This window comes from Paenibacillus oryzisoli, from assembly GCF_001653565.1.
In the GTDB taxonomy this organism is placed as follows: Bacteria; Bacillota; Bacilli; order Paenibacillales; family NBRC-103111; genus Paenibacillus_E; species Paenibacillus_E oryzisoli.
Map to the genome: position 1 here is coordinate 1 of NZ_LYPB01000057.1, position 15,316 is coordinate 15,316.

Consider the following 15,316-nt stretch of genomic DNA (forward strand, 5'->3'; position numbering starts at 1 on the left):
ACGACGAGGTTGATAGGTTCGAGGTGGAAGTGCGGCAACGTATGCAGCTGACGAATACTAATCGGTCGAGGGCTTAACCAATAAACCTAAGCAAATCTAACTTTACGCAAGTTTCGTATCTAGTTTTCAAGGCGCAAACAAACGCTTTGACTGTTTGGTGATGATGGCGGAAGGGATCCACGCGTTCCCATCTCGAACACGACCGTTAAGCCTTCCAGCGTCGATGGTACTTGAACCGCAGGGTTCTGGGAGAGTAGAACGTTGCCAAGCANTTCAAGGCGCAAACAAACGCTTTGACTGTTTGGTGATGATGGCGGAAGGGATCCACGCGTTCCCATCTCGAACACGACCGTTAAGCCTTCCAGCGTCGATGGTACTTGAACCGCAGGGTTCTGGGAGAGTAGAACGTTGCCAAGCAGTTACCTAATTTAGGGATCTTTTAGTGGAGCTAAAAGTCTCTCTGCATTGGGTGTTTTTTTGTCTGGGGCCATAGCTCAGCTGGGAGAGCGCCTGCCTTGCAAGCAGGAGGTCAGCGGTTCGATCCCGCTTGGCTCCACCATTATTCCCTGATAGCTCAGTTGGTAGAGCACTCGACTGTTAATCGAGTTGTCACAGGTTCGAGTCCTGTTCGGGGAGCCATTTTCTGGGCCCGTTGGTCAAGTGGTTAAGACACCTCCCTTTCACGGAGGTAACAGGGGTTCGAGTCCCCTACGGGTCACCATTATTCCCCACAAAGTGACGTATTGCTAGCGAAGCATATTCCGATTACTTTGCGTGGACCCCAAAAGGTTTAATCCTATGGAGGCTTAGCTCAGCTGGGAGAGCATCTGCCTTACAAGCAGAGGGTCGGCGGTTCGATCCCGTCAGCCTCCACCATTTAAGATGGCAGAAATGAAGATTTCGGCGCTATAGCCAAGTGGTAAGGCAGAGCTCTGCAAAAGCTTTACCCCCAGTTCGAATCTGGGTAGCGCCTTTATATAAGCCGGAGTGGCGGAATCGGCAGACGCACAGGACTTAAAATCCTGCGGTAGGTGACTACCGTACCAGTTCAAGTCTGGTCTTCGGCATTGTTAACCACATAGATGCGCCCTTAGCTCAGCTGGATAGAGTATTTGACTACGAATCAAAAGGTCGGGAGTTCGAATCTCTCAGGGCGCGCCATCTTTGCTTCAACTAACTACGCGGGCGTAGTTTAATGGTAGAACTTCAGCCTTCCAAGCTGATCGCGCGGGTTCGATTCCCGCCGCCCGCTTAAAAGAAATGCCACCTTCGGGTGGCTTTTTGCATTTTTATACCGCGATTGCATTTGTTATACTAAGAGATAGATTTTGAAACGTGCGAAGATGAATGGGGATGAATGAATGTATGGCGCGGCAGCGATATAGCAACTTAGATCCAAATGCGAAGACGAAAACATGGAAAGAAGTACGTCGCTGGCAGAAAGAGCGGAAGGGTAAAGTGAAAGACGTATCCTACCGAATTGGGCAAGCTGAACACAAGCAGCAGGAGCTGCTTCGAACTAATAAGCACGACGTGACGATCACATGGATCGGGCATTCAACTTTTTTGCTGCAAGTAGATGGGATGACGATTGTCACAGATCCGGTGTGGGCCACGCGCATGGGCTTTAGCCCAAGGCTGGAAGCGCCAGGTTTAACTATAGAGGAGATCCCACCTGTCGATGTTATATTGCTGTCTCACGCGCATTACGATCACTTGCATGTAGGTTCGTTGAAGAAGCTGCGAGGCACGCCATACGTACTCGTGCCCGAAGGGCTTGGTTCTAAGGTACGGAAGCTGGGCTTCCGCACAGTCTATGAACTGCCATGGTGGGGGAGTCAGACCATCAGTCAACTGGAGTTTCATTTCGTTCCTGCACAGCATTGGACAAGACGTACATTAACGGATACGAATACCTCGCTATGGGGTGGATGGATCGTGAAGCCTAGCTCGGCGCGGCAAGGGGAGGGGGAGTCTCAGACGATTTACTTCGCTGGGGATAGCGGGTACTTTGAAGGTTTCCGGGAGATCGGAGCGAGATTTCCGGGGATCAGCTACGCGCTGATGCCGATCGGTGCCTACGAGCCTGAGTGGTTCATGGGGATGCAGCATGTTTCACCAGAGGAGGCGGTGCAGGCGTTTCTTGATGTTGGGGCAAAGCAGTTTATCCCCATGCATTATGGTGCATTTCGCCTTGCCGATGACACAGCCAAAGAGGCGTTGGATCGGTTGTTGGCGGATTGGCAGCGGAGAGGTCTCGACGCAAGCTTGCTTCGCTTGTTGAAGCATGGAGAAACATTAATAGCTGAGTGAACTGTGAGTAAGCTGTGAAATAGAGGTGCTTGTTGTAGAGGACGAGCGTCATGTAATCAAGCACCTCTATGCACATTATAGGTTACTTTGGCCGTATTAACTCTGCTTTGATTATGATGGATGTAGCGAAGGTACTCCAAGTGAGTCATGGGACATTGTATCGGCATTATGAAAGTAAAGCTATGCGAGTTTTGAGTGGTTTAGACGGATACTTGAACGTGGAATGACTAACAGAGAGTTCAAGCAGGGGGATTCTGCGGCTCTGGCCAGAGGCATCTTTTAGGCGATTTCACGCTTTCATCTTCCCTCACATGCCATAGAGTGGGGAATGGGGAGCGTGGATGAGGACTTTGAGAGTGTTTGGCAGTTGTTGGTAGGGGGCTTAACATGATCAAACCTAAACGATTAAAGTCAGGTTCCCAAATAGCCATTATTTACGGCTCTAATGGGATGCCTCATTTGTTCCCGCATATCTATGAGATGGGTTTGAAGCAGTTGGAGGAGGATTTGCCGAAGTGAATAAAGTTGAATGTGGCATCTATACAATGTGCCTAGTCCAAGACGGGAATAAGGTACTTCTGATCAATCGCCCTGAGTCCAAAGGGTTTCCCGGATATCTAGGCCCAGGGGGCAAGGTAGATTCAGCGGAGAGTTTCACGGAGGGGACTGTCCGAGAAGTGTGGGAGGAAACGGGCCTCGTTGTTAAGCCAGAAGACCTTATATACAAAGGCGTCGACGAATATTTAGTTCCCGAGAAAAACTATCGATACATGGTATTTAATTATTTGACTCGGACATTCACCGGGGAATTGCTAACCAATCCGCCTGAGGGCGAATTAGCCTGGGTTGATATCGATGTGGCTTTGCAGATGCCGATGCAAGATTGGTTTAAACGAAGGTTTCCTTTATTTTTTGAGTTGGGAACGTTTGAAATTTCGGTTGTGTGGGATGAGTCTAATCAATGTATAATCGAGGAAAAGGTAAGAAGATTAGGTGGATAGCATAATCTTAAAAACAACATGAGAGGTAGCAGATTACGATGAGCGAAACGATAAGTTTGAGTCTTGGTGGCTCCTACGTTGTGGCACCAGATAATCCTAGAAAGACGAAGAATCGAGGTCGGAAATGTATGATTCTTGGTTTCGAGATTAACGACGAGGAATTAGATATTAGGGTAATCTATCTCGATACGAGTAGAGAAGTATTACTAAAATTCAGTGATTTGAAGCCAATTACTGAGTAAATGTGTATAAAAAATGATCCCTACGTCGTAAGGATCATCAGATTTAGCTAATTATGCGTTGATATATTTCCAGCCATTTTGAGCCTCGCAGCAATCTGCTGAAAGTCTTCAGCTGAAATGCCAGGAGCAAATTCCTCTTCGACAGCGGGTGCTTCAGCAATGGGGTATCCTTGCGGTACACCTGGGATAACTTCCAGAGCAGAGCCATCTTCGGGATGCGTACCTTTCCAAATCTGGCCGATCGTTGTGAAATCGTTGTCGCTCCATGTGTAAAGCTTGGTGTGGACGCCTTTTTCCTCATATTTCCTCGTTTCATTAAACGATTTGTTGCTTAAGGAAGGGATAGGGACTAATTTGGTGACATTGACGCCAGTGGCAACTTCCAACGCTTTGGCGTAAGCAACAACATGAACACCTCCCCGAACGAGGAGGTAACCAATCACAGCGCGAGCTGCGGGATGGTCGGTCATTTCATACACTTTCATTTTATGAGTGCGTGCACCGCATTCTAAGAAGAAATTATGCAGCAAATCCTCAACTAAGTTGCCACTGTTAAAAACATGGGTGCCTGTCCAAGGGTTACCCATGGAATCAACTGGCATCGCGCCTTGTGCTCCGGCAAGAAAATGATAGGAAAGACGAGCATCTTTGACGACTTCCAGCGGCGACTGGTCGGGTTCTTTATAGCTTGTCGAGCCTCGTAAGCATTTATTAATCGCATGGGAAACCAACTCAACATGACCAAGTTCCTCAGCCGTAATACTCATGATCAAATCGTAAAAGGGTCTCAGCTTTTCTTTGGAACGAAAGTTAAAGGATTGATAAAGATAATTGTTCAAAGTGGACATTTCACCGAATTTGCCACCTAATAATTCCTGTACAGCCGCTGCTGCATTAGGATCAGGTTTCTCAATGTCCGGAATCTCAATTGCAATTTCATCCATTCGTTTAAACATGGTTTCAACTCCTTCATCAATTTCACTCCTGTACATGGTTTACCCTTATAGTTTGATATCTAACCGTCCGCGGCACAAAATGCCACGTGGCAGATCTTCCGAGGCATCGGCGATACATGCGAAAAGAACCTGTTAGCTTTACTTTCAATTCACCTGCGGGCCGCGATGTCTCTCACCTTTTGGTAAATGGGGAGAAAGTGGCTGAGCCTGTTCAGGGGAAGGATGGCTTGTACCGCGCCAGCGTGGAATAGCCCATCGAGAAACCACGCGTGTCGTAGATGCTCGTATGAGCGATAGGAAGTAATACAAGGTTGCCGATGGAATAAATCGGTAGCTTTTTTTCTTGCGAAACGGAAGATGAAATTTACGTGGTTTATTTTATTCCCTTCACATTTTGGACATAATATCCAAAAAAGGGGGTCATTTCTTACTTCGCTCCCAATATATTGCAATTAACGAGGACGCCTCTCTGAAAATTTGACACTTTTGTGTAATAAAGCCTAGATTCCGAAACTATTGGTGGTTGAGCTTGGATTAACAATAATAAAGTATGTTATCATGAGGTAACATTATATAAGTTAAAGGTAAGTTTATACTTGGAGGTAATTACCATTAGTACCGATACTGTGAAAGATGCAATGACCATGTTGAAACAAACAAGCCGCACCTTTTATATACCAATTAGCGGTTTGGACGCAGGTCTGAAAGAAGCGGTAGCATCTGCCTATCTGTGCATGCGGGCTATAGATGAAATCGAAGATCATGAGAATCTGGCGGATGCTTTGAAAATAGATCTGTTAGCTGGTGTGCACGGAGCATTCCAGACTTCGGATATTATGGATGCTATCCAGAAATTATTAGCACCGTATACGGTGCAAGAACTTCCCGAAGTTTCTCTGCGACTTGCTGAATGGCTGCGTCTTTGTCCGCCTTCGGCGAGGGGCATTATTGAGAAATACATTGCCAAAATGTCACTCCAAATGTCGGAATGGGTCCAAAAAGGTTGGAGCATCCGTACGGAAGAAGATTTGGATGGGTATACTTACAGTGTGGCTGGTATGGTTGGTGAAATGCTGTCCGAGCTATGGCTGTGGAATGACGGCACACAATCAGATCGTGATAAGGCCATTGCCTTCGGAAGAGGGTTGCAGGCAGTTAATATCCTTCGAAACCAAGCTGAAGATGCGAAACGTGGCGTTAGCTTCTTCCCGGAAGGCTGGGGCTTCAAGGAAATGCAGCAGTACACGCGCCGCAATTTGGAGCTTGCCGATGCTTATATCGCAGACCTGAAGCAAGGGCCAGCGTTAAAGTTCTGCAAGGTACCTTTGGCGCTTGCCCACGCGACGTTAAAATTGCTATCTGCTGGTGGAAGTAAGTTGACACGCGATGCTGTATTGAAAATTGTGAGCAAGGTAACATAAGAGCAGGGGTCAATATATGGAAAAGAAGCCTACATTCCTTAAACGGATGCAGGCTTCTTTTCTGTCTTCGGTTAGGTTTGAAATCTCTTACAATGCCTTTTTAATCACCTTCCGATAATGCTGCACGGACAGCACCCCGAACACGGAGTAGAGCGCCGTGTACAGCCCCATCACGATCATCATCGGCGTCCACAGCTCCGTTCCGAAGAAGAACCATCCAGACTGAATTGCGAAGTAACTATGAACCAGTCCCACAATTAAGGGGATACCGAAATTGAAAAGCTGTTTGACCTGAATCCCCTTGAGCAGATCGCTTTGGGTAAAACCGAGCTTGCGCAGAATGGTATACGAAGATTTCTCATCTTCGCTCTCATCCATTTGCTTGAAATAAAGAATGCAGCCTGAAGTGATCAGGAAGGTAAGTCCTAGGAAACCGACAATGAACATCATCAAGCCCATGCGATTTTTCAATTCGCTAGCCATATCTTGACGAGAATCACGAGTAGCTCGATCTCCCCACTTCTCGTCATGGAAAAGTTGATTAGCTTTCTCAAGTTGCTTCTCATCCACGATATCAATACCGAAATACAGGGAGGATGTTCCTTGAATCTCGGGATCGAGATCTTGCTTCATCCGCTGAAAGACGGAATCGTCTACAACGGCAACAGGCAGGCTGCCGAAGGAGAAACGCCTCGAAATGTAGGATTGTTCTTCAATGCCGATATAAGTTAGTGGAATAGTGGCATTGAGGGTGATCAGCTTGGCTTGGCTGTTCGGTTTGAATTGAAGAAATTTCTGCATTTCATCGTTAGCACCAGTGAAATAGGTTTGGTTCGCAGCCACATCCATGCCTATCGTTGTATCGCTAATCACAGCCATTCGATTGACATCTGGGCCTACATACAGTTCATTTTTCGTATCCATCACTTGGCTCAGATCAGCTTTGATTTGAATGACCTCAATCGTTGTATCACGGTGTTTGATGCCGCTGGCATCTAAGGCTTGCGTGAAGCTCTCCGCGTAGTGACGTTCCGTTACGGAGAAGTGAGCAGGCAAGTTCCTTTCTGCTGTTTTTTCAACCGAATAGTACGTAATATAACTTAAGGACAGCAAGCCAATTGCTAAGGCAGATACCGTTGTGATCACCATCAATAGCAAAGCGTTGGATTTCATCCGATACATAATAGAAGCGAGGGAGAGGACCTCTTGCACGTTCAAATAGCCATTTTTCCTCTTACGAACCACATTTAAGATTAAACGGACAGACTCTTTATAGAACAAGTAGGTACCGATGATCACAGAGGCAAGAATGAAAAGCATGCCGCTCAATAATCCGGGCGCTGTCGTAATGCTTCCTGAAAACAACTTAGAGGATACAAAGTAGCCTAATAAAACGAGACATAGCCCAATGAATCCAAGGATCGCTTCTGTCTTCGACATTTGCTTCACTTTGGCTTCGGTGGAAGTAGCGACATGGAATAACGAAAGTATCGTCTGCCTTTGAATAAATAAATAATTAACCAGTAGAATTAATAAGTAAACGCTGCTAAAAACAACAATAGATTGGATAAACGCTTGTACCGAAAAGTGAAGCGTTGCGTCAGCTTTTACCCCTGTAATTTGCAATAAGACCATCAGAATGAGCTTAGAGACAGAGAATCCGATAAACGCCCCAACGACTAACGAACCGAAGTATAAAATAAAATTTTCGGTACTGAGGATGCGAAAGATTTTGCCCTTCGTCATGCCGATGAGCTGTAGAAGGCCGATTTCTTTACTCCGTCTTTTCACGAAAATGTTATTCGCATATAAATTGAAGATAGCTACAATGGCGATAAGCAGGATGGATGCAGACTTCAGTGCGGCAGCACCTTTAATCGATCCCTTGGTGGCGTCTAAAGCAGGGTCATACTGCAAAGTAACAAATGCGAAATAGAGCGCAACGCTGAACATTAATGCAAACACATACAAGTAGTAATGTTTGATATTGGCCTTCAAGTTTTGGAAGATGAGCTGATTAATACTCATTGTGTACACCGCCAAGTACGCCTTGGGTCTTCATAATATCTTGAAAGAAGGCTTGTCTCGTTTCTTGCCCTTTATAGATTTGGGAGTAGATCTGTCCGTCTTTAATGAAGATCACCCTGGAGCTATAGCTGGCCGCAACGGGGTCATGTGTGACCATCACAATGCTCGCTTGGCGACTTACATTCATTTCACTGAGTTTATTCAGCAAATCGGAGGCAGACTTGGAATCGAGCGCACCGGTAGGTTCATCCGCGAAAATAATATCAGGATCATGAATAAACGCTCTGGCAGCGGACGTTCGCTGTTTCTGTCCACCGGATATTTCGTTCGGATACTTATCCTTCAACTCATAAATGCCGAGCTCCCCCGCAAGGTCATGAAAGCGCTGATTAGCTTCAACTTTAGACATTTTCGTAATGGATAACGGAAGTAAGATATTTTCTTTCACAGTTAATGTATCCAGCAAATTATAGTCCTGAAAAATAAAACCGAGATGATTCTTCCGAAACTCAGCCAATTGTTTTTCTTTCATGCTCGTCGTTTCTGCCTTGTCAATCTGAATGGAACCATGACTCACTTTGTCGATGGAAGAAAGTACGTTAAGCAACGTCGTTTTCCCAGAGCCGGAAGGGCCCATGATGCTGACGAACTCCCCTTTTGCAATGGAGATGTCGATGCCGCGAAGTACCTCTTGTTTGTTATGTTTATTGCCGAAGCTTTTATGAATTTTAACGGCTTGTAGGATAGACATGAATAACACACTCCTTTATACGATTAGCTTTATTATAAAAAGCCAGGCCGCATTTATCCTTCGATTGGACGAACAAAGTACAAAAGCATGTGACATTATTGTCACATGCCTGTTATCCGCACGAGTTCATTGGGCTGTGGAAAAGTGAGGGTGAACGTCGTTCCGAGACCCACCTCCGAATGCACCGCTATCTGGATGTGCAGCGTGTCTGCTGCCCTGCGGGCTAGATATAACCCCATGCCCGTCGCGGCGCTGTCCTGATGCCAGGTCGTGGAGGTGAAGCCCTTATCGAAGATACGGGGAAGATCCTTGGCATCAATGCCGCGTCCAAAATCCGTTACTTCTAGGACAGTACGCCCCTGTTCGAAGAAACTTCTCACAATAATATCAGGCGAAAAGCTCTCGCTATATTTCACGGCATTCGTTAAGAGTTGACGCAGGATGAATGCGAGCCATTTGGTGTCACTGAGGAGCGTCTCTGTGGCGTCTAATTGGACGTCAAACCCTATGCCTTTCTGAATGCACCAAGATTGCAGTGATTTAATCTCCGAGAAGAGGATATCTTCCAACTGTACCTTTTCAATATAGAGATCATTTTCAATGGAGGGAAGTCGCAGCTGATGAAGCTGTTGGTCCAGAAGATGATGAATACGCAGCCATTCAAAGGTGATGGAGGCTTTCGCCTTATCGTTCTCCAAACGGCCAATCATCAGATGCATGGCGGTGAGCGGCGTCTTCACTTCATGAATCCAAGCTAGCAATTCATCTTTCTCTTGTTCCAGCGCGATTTGCTGCCGCGAGGCTGTCTGGTGGAGCTGCTGCGTTTGATTAACCAAGGCGGCTTCCATGATCTTCTCAAAGGGACTTGCCGCGTCAGCAAAACCGGATACATCGAGACTGGTTTCCCAGTCGTTTAATCGCTTGATAAAAGCCGTTTCTCTGTGATACCGAACGATCAGAAAGATTACGAAGAGCATCGTAAATAAGAAAACAATATACAGAACGGATCGGAAAGGAATCGAGTGGTCGAGATAGGCGATGAGCAGCAGGAGAACTTGACCGAAGAAGAACATGAGGATCCAGCTTATTCGCTCTCTGAGATACAACTTAATCATAATGAGGGATCTCTTCCGTTGCGATGTAGCCTTGCCCGACCTTTGTTTCAATGAACCGCCCTAAATCAAGCTCGTCCAGCTTCTTCCTTAGCCGATTCACATTCACCGTCAATGTATTATCACTGACAAAACGCTGATCATTCCATAAGCTGTTGATGATGTCTTCCCTGCTGACAATCGTATTCTTATGCTCGATGAGGAGCTTTAGTATGTAGATTTCATTCTTGGTCAGTTCAATGGATCCAGAGGCATGACTAATGGTATTTTTCTCAAAATCGATCGTAGCGCCGCACCATGTTTTGAGCTTCATTTGCTCCGTATTGTAGTTGTAGACACGGCGAAGGATGGCATGAATCTTGGCGATCAGCACGTCAAAATGAAAAGGCTTATGGATGAAGTCATCCGCTCCAAGTTGCATAGACATCACCATATCTGTGGGATGGTCGCGCGAAGAGAGGAAGACGATGGGCACATTGGAATGCGTCCGAATCATGCGACACCAATGAAAACCATCGAATTTAGGCAGTTGAATATCAATGATGACTAAATCGGGTTTCAAGGCAATAAATGTCTCAAGAACTTTATTAAAATCAGAGATGCCATGCACCTGATAGGACCACTGAGCCAAACGCTCTTTGATCTCTGCGAATAAGGTTGCATCATCTTCAATCAGTAAGATTGTAAACAACGAAATCACCCATTTCCGGTCATTCTTTGGCTTCAAACTTATTGTATTGTAAACTAGTTAAAAAAGCTAAATTCATTCTATCCTATCTTTTAAACGAAATCTTTACAATGAGGAGTCCTAGATGAAACAAAATAAATATGATGAGCTTGGATTTTATGAAAAATATAGCGAGATGCCTCGTTCTATTGGCGGCCTCAACGCCGCTGGGGAATGGCCTGTTCTTCGTACGATGCTGCCTACGCTTCAAGGCAAACGCGTTCTTGATCTTGGATGCGGTTACGGTTGGCATTGCAAGTATGCCCGTGAGCAAGGGGCAGCGTCCGTCGTTGGTGTAGATCTCTCGGAGAAAATGCTGGCGTATGCCAGCGCGAATCATAGCGATTCAGGTATCACGTATCAGAGGCTGGCGATTGAAGACATCGACTTCGCGGCTGGGGAGTTTGACGTTGTGATCTCCTCGTTGGCTCTTCATTACGTTGAACAATGGGATGCGGTATGTCGTAAGGTACAGCATTGTCTGGCTGCCAGAGGCACCTTCGTCCTCTCTGTGGAGCATCCGGTCTTTACCTCACGTGCTGCGCAAGACTGGCACTATGGCCCCGCAGGCGAGCGCATGCACTGGCCTGTCGACGACTACCAGGCGGAGGGGCAGCGGGTAGCGAGGTTTCTGGATCATGATGTGGTCAAATATCATCGAACGATATCTTCCTATATGAATGGGTTGATGGAAGCGGGATTCCTTATCACGCAGGTTGCTGAGCCTCAACCGACGGCTGAAGCTCTGGAGAAATACCCTGATATGAAAGACGAAATGCGCCGTCCCATCTTCCTATTGATTTCAGCGGTTAAGAAGTAGTTTATGTCCTGCTGCCCTTCGGGGTAGGAGGATTTCTATATGGTTTGGGTTCTGGGGAAGCGATGCTTCCCCTTTTTTGTATTCCGGATGGGAGTGGGTGGCGAAAGCCAGTGCACGATTAGTCCGATATTTCCCAACTAAATCCGGGAATCGTGCGTAAAGGGAAGAATAGTCCGATTTTACCGAACTAAATGACCGATTTTCGCCTGTGGCCGTCATTTGAGGGGATTTAGTTCGGCTAATTCGGACTAATGGAGAATCCAGCATCCCGGCGGTGGAATTAGTTGGGTATTTTCGGACTAATGGGGCTAGGTGGCGTAGGTCGGCAGATAGCGGAAGGCGCAGCCGTTTATTTTGTGTATTACGTCCTATTGTGAAACATTATTTGGAAATTCACGTCTGTTAGTTTGGTAGATTTTCAATTGAGAGGAAGACGTGTGTGAATCGAATCGTAATGGCTCTCTCTTTTGTCATCATGCTAAGCGGTATAATCCTAATCTTGCCGAGTAAAAGTTATGCTTGCAGCTGTGAGCTACAGACGGATCCGATACAGGCTGTGGAACAATCGAAGGCTGTGTTTGCGGGCAAAGTACTTGCCATCGAACCTAAGGTCTTAGATATCAATGGTATTCTGGATCATCAAATCGCCGTGCATTTCGCTGTAGAGAAATCGTGGAAAGGGATGAATCAGACGCAGGCCATTGTTCTAACCAAATTGGGTGAGCCGTCCTGTGGCTACACGTTTGGGCAGGGTGAAACCTATCTTGTATTTGCTTATGACTATGATTTTAAAACGAATATGCTGCAAACAAGCTCTTGTTCTTTAACGAAGAAGCTCACGAATGCTACAGTGGAACTAAGCAAGATGGGGCAAGGCGTGGAGCCAATAGAGAATGTGAGTTTAAAAAGCAAGATGGATACGATGACGTATACGAATAAATGGGCTATTCTCAAAGCGATTTATCATCGATTAGTTCGCTATCATTTACTAGAATTCGCACAAGTAGGCGTCATCGTAGTTATTGGGGCAGGGCTCCTGCTGATGAGAGCAAGAAGAAAATCGTAAGTATACGAGATTGGCTAACTCAAAAGATAGGTTCTAGCATTGACAAATGGCTTCGAGAAGGCTACAATATCTCTTGTTGTTTAGTAAAGTAACTGGAGGTGTTTTGACTATGGCAGTTCCTCAACGGAGAACGTCCAAAACACGTCGCGATAAGCGCCGTACTCACTTTAAACTGGCTGTGCCAGGTATGGTGAAGTGTGAACAATGTGCTGAGCTTAAAAAAGCGCATCATGTTTGCAAAAACTGCGGTTCATATAAGGGTAGAGAGATCGTACAAGCTCAATAATCATATGAATCTTGCAATGAAAAAGACACTTCTCATAGAAGTGTCTTTTTTTATTTTAAAATTTGAAAGCCAATGTACTTAATGAACCATGTTCGATGGTGTCGTGCAATACATCAATTTCTCGACCAGGGCTGCCACTTCCAAGTGCAATCAGCAAAGGCACGAAATGCTCGGCACGGGGGACGCCTAGGGCTGCATGAGGGGCAAGTGTTTCGTAGTGGCTTAGAGCTTCGATATCTCTGGCGAGCACCTTCTCCCGAATCCAATCCCTGAATTGCACAGCCCATGCGCGAGGTTGCGCTTCCTTATTACGGTCAATTTCATTAAAGTTATGGGTCAAGAAGCCGCTTCCAATGACAAGAATGCCATCCTGCTCCAGCCCTTGCAGCGCCTCACCGATCGCAATCTGTTGTCTCGCAGGCAAGAAGGGGTTGACTGAAACGGGAACGATCGGAATATCGGCCTCCGGATAAGCGTGCATCATAATAGGGAAGACACCGTGATCTAAGCCGCGATATTTCTTTTGAACCGGAATGTTATTCTGGCGCAGGCGCTCTTCCACCATGGAAGCAACGATTGTTGAGCCTCTAGCAGGATATTGAACTTGATAATACGAGGAAGGAAACCCGTAATAATCATATTCCATGTCATGCACATCATCAGTCGCGGCAATGGTCGTTATTTCACTTTCGAAGTGAGCAGAGAAAATGACGATGGCTTTGGGGCGGTTCTCCTGGCCGAAGCGATTCAGGAATGCTGTGAACTCGGATTTTTCAAAAATGGTATATGGTGACCCGTGCGGCAAAAAGACTGGGGAAAGCATAGTGGAACCTCCTACTCGTTATTGTATTTACTGTGTTGTAAGAATCTTACCAACGCCCGATTGCTACAAATAGTAATATCGCCAAGAAAATAATGTTCATCCCGATGCCTGAGTTTTCATTCCTCTTAGCGTGAACTACTGCTGCAAGTACCATAATGAAACCTAGTGCAATAGCGGCAATTGGTGTCAAAATAGGAGCGATTCCTGTCGCATAAGGGATAATCAGCCCTAATCCTCCAAGAAGTTCGGATAGTCCAATGAAATTTACCATACCTTTGGATGAATCTTTGGCCCAAGGCATCCCTGATTTGACTTTCTCATACTGAAAAGTTTTCATAGAACCTGCCATAATAAACGCTGCTGCTAGAATTCCCTGTGCGATCCATAATGTGATATTCATAAAATAAAATTACCTCCTTGAATTAAGTAAGTGTCTAGTCGTATAATAATCCCTAGTAGCGATACTGAGAAGTAGTTACTCCAAATATACCTAGTATACAAAAAGATACCTTTTTGAAATTGAGGAGGAAATGCATATGGAGGCACCCCATTGTAAATTTGAAACTGTCTTGGAAATCCTGGTAGGCAAATGGAAGCCCGTCGTTTTGTTCCACCTTTTCTCGAATGGTACGATGAGATTTAGCGAACTCCAAAAAGCGATTCCCGACATAACGAAAAAAATGCTTACCCAACAATTAAGGGAGCTCGAGTATCACGATATTGTTCATCGGAAGATTTATCATCAAATCCCACCCAAAGTCGAATATTCCATCACAGAACACGGCAAAGGAATGTCTACGGTCTTACAGGCCATGAATGATTGGGGAATGTCGCATCTTAGCCATTTGAATGAGTTGTATGGGGAAGAGAGATCTGTGGAATCATTTGAAGGTAGATTGGACGAATTCACCAAAGATAAGGAGTAATGCGGTTGAAATTTCTGTCTTATATCATAGTAGTAGCTTTCATGATGGGAATTGCTGCTCCCAATATGAAAGAGGATAAGAATGTATCTACACTGATTCCTCCCGGGTGGCAGCTACTAGTCCGGCAGAGTGGCGCTGAGAAGGTAGAGGGGGACTTGAACAATGACGGTATTCAAGACGTCGCGATAGTCATCGAGAAGCTTGAAAGCGCCAAAGATCAGGCAGCTGAAAGAGCGCTTCTGATAGCTTTTGGGAATAAGGATGGCACCTACACACGCTCGGTCATCGCAGATAAGGCGATCCTGAAAGCCGATGAGGGCGGGGTATGGGGCGATCCACTAGCGGATCTTGCCATCGATAGAGGCTCCGTTGTCGTGAGTTTCTATGGGGGAAGTAACTTCAGATGGTATGGAAATTACCGCTTCAGATTTCAAAATGAGGATTGGTACCTGATAGGCGCTACCGTCGGCTCCTATTTTACGGGGACCATGACAGAGAAAACGGGTGACGAAGAAGACTATAACCTGCTTACAGGGGATTATGTCAAAAGAATCGTCGACGACCCGAATGCTGAGAAGCCTAAATCGCATACGATAACGGGCAACATGGGGAAGAAGAATCTTTTGAAGCTGAGTGATTTTGTGGCGGCAGGTTCGACGGATCAGTTTTTAAAATAGGTCGGGTCCGCACGCGACGGTGGCTGTAAGCGTTGGATGACGCTGCAGGTGGCTGCGGAGGGGGGATTCCTAAATAGATGGATTTCCTCGTTACTACTTAGGTTCAGAAGCTGAATTGTCCTTGGAAGACGGAGATAAGCGAGGCGTATATGGGGAGTTTCTGTTTC

General features: G+C 46.0%; 18 protein-coding genes, 8 tRNA genes and 3 rRNA genes. 22 read left to right on the forward strand and 7 right to left on the reverse strand.

Features of this window, described 5'->3' with window-relative positions; translation table 11 throughout:
• From A8708_RS11410 to A8708_RS11475, 15 genes are all read left to right on the forward strand, one after another.
• Nucleotides 1-81: ribosomal RNA gene (locus tag A8708_RS11410) — 23S ribosomal RNA — on the forward strand; the annotation flags it as partial.
• Between the two features lie 72 nt (nt 82-153).
• Nucleotides 154-270 (forward strand): 5S ribosomal RNA (gene rrf / locus A8708_RS11415).
• 30 nt (nt 271-300) lie between these two features.
• A 5S ribosomal RNA gene (gene rrf / locus A8708_RS11420) occupies nt 301-417 on the forward strand.
• A gap of 66 nt (nt 418-483) precedes the next feature.
• A tRNA-Ala gene (locus tag A8708_RS11425) sits at nt 484-559 on the forward strand.
• Between the two features lie 4 nt (nt 560-563).
• Nucleotides 564-639: transfer RNA gene (locus A8708_RS11430), tRNA-Asn, on the forward strand.
• Nucleotides 640-646: 7 nt separating this feature from the next.
• A tRNA-Glu gene (locus tag A8708_RS11435) sits at nt 647-721 on the forward strand.
• A gap of 79 nt (nt 722-800) precedes the next feature.
• Nucleotides 801-876, forward strand: a tRNA-Val gene (locus tag A8708_RS11440).
• A 26-nt stretch (nt 877-902) separates the two neighbouring features.
• A tRNA-Cys gene (locus A8708_RS11445) sits at nt 903-973 on the forward strand.
• An 8-nt stretch (nt 974-981) separates the two neighbouring features.
• Nucleotides 982-1,067: transfer RNA gene (locus A8708_RS11450), tRNA-Leu, on the forward strand.
• A 17-nt stretch (nt 1,068-1,084) separates the two neighbouring features.
• Nucleotides 1,085-1,161 (forward strand) — tRNA-Arg (locus tag A8708_RS11455).
• Between the two features lie 20 nt (nt 1,162-1,181).
• Nucleotides 1,182-1,252 (forward strand) — tRNA-Gly (locus A8708_RS11460).
• 113 nt (nt 1,253-1,365) lie between these two features.
• Complete coding sequence (locus A8708_RS11465) at nt 1,366-2,313, forward strand: MBL fold metallo-hydrolase (protein ID WP_068663605.1); 948 nt, start codon at nt 1,366-1,368, stop codon at nt 2,311-2,313.
• A gap of 387 nt (nt 2,314-2,700) precedes the next feature.
• Nucleotides 2,701-2,832, forward strand: coding sequence for a hypothetical protein (locus tag A8708_RS36770; RefSeq protein WP_275667879.1), 132 nt, complete (start codon nt 2,701-2,703; stop codon nt 2,830-2,832).
• 26 nt (nt 2,833-2,858) lie between these two features.
• The gene (locus tag A8708_RS11470) at nt 2,859-3,314 is read left to right on the forward strand and encodes an NUDIX domain-containing protein (RefSeq protein ID WP_068663618.1); all 456 of its coding nucleotides are present in this window, start codon (nt 2,859-2,861) and stop codon (nt 3,312-3,314) included.
• A 38-nt stretch (nt 3,315-3,352) separates the two neighbouring features.
• On the forward strand, nt 3,353-3,556 hold the full coding sequence (locus tag A8708_RS11475) for a hypothetical protein (RefSeq protein WP_068663606.1): 204 nt from the start codon (nt 3,353-3,355) through the stop codon (nt 3,554-3,556).
• Nucleotides 3,557-3,603: 47 nt separating this feature from the next.
• Here the strand turns inward: A8708_RS11475 and A8708_RS11480 are convergent, their stop codons facing one another.
• On the reverse strand, nt 3,604-4,512 hold the full coding sequence (locus A8708_RS11480; protein WP_068663607.1) for a manganese catalase family protein: 909 nt from the start codon (nt 4,510-4,512) through the stop codon (nt 3,604-3,606).
• 116 nt (nt 4,513-4,628) lie between these two features.
• Between A8708_RS11480 and A8708_RS36775 the strand changes: the two genes are divergently transcribed.
• Nucleotides 4,629-4,763 (forward strand): hypothetical protein, encoded by a 135-nt coding sequence (locus A8708_RS36775; RefSeq protein WP_275667880.1) that lies wholly within the window; start codon nt 4,629-4,631, stop codon nt 4,761-4,763.
• A gap of 387 nt (nt 4,764-5,150) precedes the next feature.
• Nucleotides 5,151-5,933, forward strand: coding sequence for a squalene/phytoene synthase family protein (locus tag A8708_RS11485; RefSeq protein WP_068663619.1), 783 nt, complete (start codon nt 5,151-5,153; stop codon nt 5,931-5,933).
• Between the two features lie 87 nt (nt 5,934-6,020).
• Here A8708_RS11485 and A8708_RS11490 read toward each other — a convergent pair whose 3' ends face one another.
• The 4 genes from A8708_RS11490 to A8708_RS11505 all read right to left on the reverse strand — a co-directional run bounded on the left by A8708_RS11490 (nt 6,021) and on the right by A8708_RS11505 (nt 10,515).
• Nucleotides 6,021-7,961 (reverse strand): ABC transporter permease, encoded by a 1,941-nt coding sequence (locus A8708_RS11490; protein WP_068663608.1) that lies wholly within the window; start codon nt 7,959-7,961, stop codon nt 6,021-6,023.
• Nucleotides 7,951-8,712 carry an ABC transporter ATP-binding protein gene (locus A8708_RS11495; RefSeq protein WP_068663609.1) on the reverse strand — a complete coding sequence of 254 codons (762 nt, stop codon included), beginning with the start codon at nt 8,710-8,712 and terminating at the stop codon, nt 7,951-7,953. The genes A8708_RS11490 and A8708_RS11495 overlap by 11 nt, the downstream gene beginning before the upstream one ends.
• A 101-nt stretch (nt 8,713-8,813) precedes the next feature.
• Complete coding sequence (locus tag A8708_RS11500) at nt 8,814-9,827, reverse strand: sensor histidine kinase (RefSeq protein ID WP_068663610.1); 1,014 nt, start codon at nt 9,825-9,827, stop codon at nt 8,814-8,816.
• Nucleotides 9,820-10,515: a response regulator transcription factor gene (locus A8708_RS11505; RefSeq protein WP_068663611.1), complete on the reverse strand. Its 696-nt coding sequence runs from the start codon at nt 10,513-10,515 to the stop codon at nt 9,820-9,822. The genes A8708_RS11500 and A8708_RS11505 overlap by 8 nt, the downstream gene beginning before the upstream one ends.
• Nucleotides 10,516-10,636: 121 nt before the next feature.
• Between A8708_RS11505 and A8708_RS11510 the strand changes: the two genes are divergently transcribed.
• From A8708_RS11510 to rpmF, 3 genes are all read left to right on the forward strand, one after another.
• Complete coding sequence (locus A8708_RS11510; RefSeq protein WP_068663612.1) at nt 10,637-11,371, forward strand: class I SAM-dependent methyltransferase; 735 nt, start codon at nt 10,637-10,639, stop codon at nt 11,369-11,371.
• A gap of 439 nt (nt 11,372-11,810) precedes the next feature.
• A complete protein-coding gene (locus A8708_RS11515) occupies nt 11,811-12,437 on the forward strand; it encodes a hypothetical protein (protein ID WP_068663613.1) in 627 nt (208 codons plus the stop codon).
• A 109-nt stretch (nt 12,438-12,546) separates the two neighbouring features.
• Nucleotides 12,547-12,723: a 50S ribosomal protein L32 gene (rpmF, locus tag A8708_RS11520; protein ID WP_047680282.1), complete on the forward strand. Its 177-nt coding sequence runs from the start codon at nt 12,547-12,549 to the stop codon at nt 12,721-12,723.
• A 55-nt stretch (nt 12,724-12,778) separates the two neighbouring features.
• Here rpmF and A8708_RS11525 read toward each other — a convergent pair whose 3' ends face one another.
• Nucleotides 12,779-13,546: a DODA-type extradiol aromatic ring-opening family dioxygenase gene (locus A8708_RS11525; protein WP_068663614.1), complete on the reverse strand. Its 768-nt coding sequence runs from the start codon at nt 13,544-13,546 to the stop codon at nt 12,779-12,781.
• Between the two features lie 46 nt (nt 13,547-13,592).
• Entirely contained in the window at nt 13,593-13,946 is a 354-nt protein-coding gene (locus A8708_RS11530) for a DoxX family protein (RefSeq protein WP_068663615.1), read from the reverse strand.
• A 130-nt stretch (nt 13,947-14,076) separates the two neighbouring features.
• On the opposite strand from A8708_RS11530, the gene A8708_RS11535 reads away from it, so the two are divergent.
• A complete protein-coding gene (locus A8708_RS11535) occupies nt 14,077-14,472 on the forward strand; it encodes a winged helix-turn-helix transcriptional regulator (RefSeq protein WP_420848543.1) in 396 nt (131 codons plus the stop codon).
• A 5-nt stretch (nt 14,473-14,477) separates the two neighbouring features.
• Complete coding sequence (locus A8708_RS11540; protein WP_157264688.1) at nt 14,478-15,149, forward strand: hypothetical protein; 672 nt, start codon at nt 14,478-14,480, stop codon at nt 15,147-15,149.
• Nucleotides 15,150-15,316 lie beyond the last annotated feature (167 nt).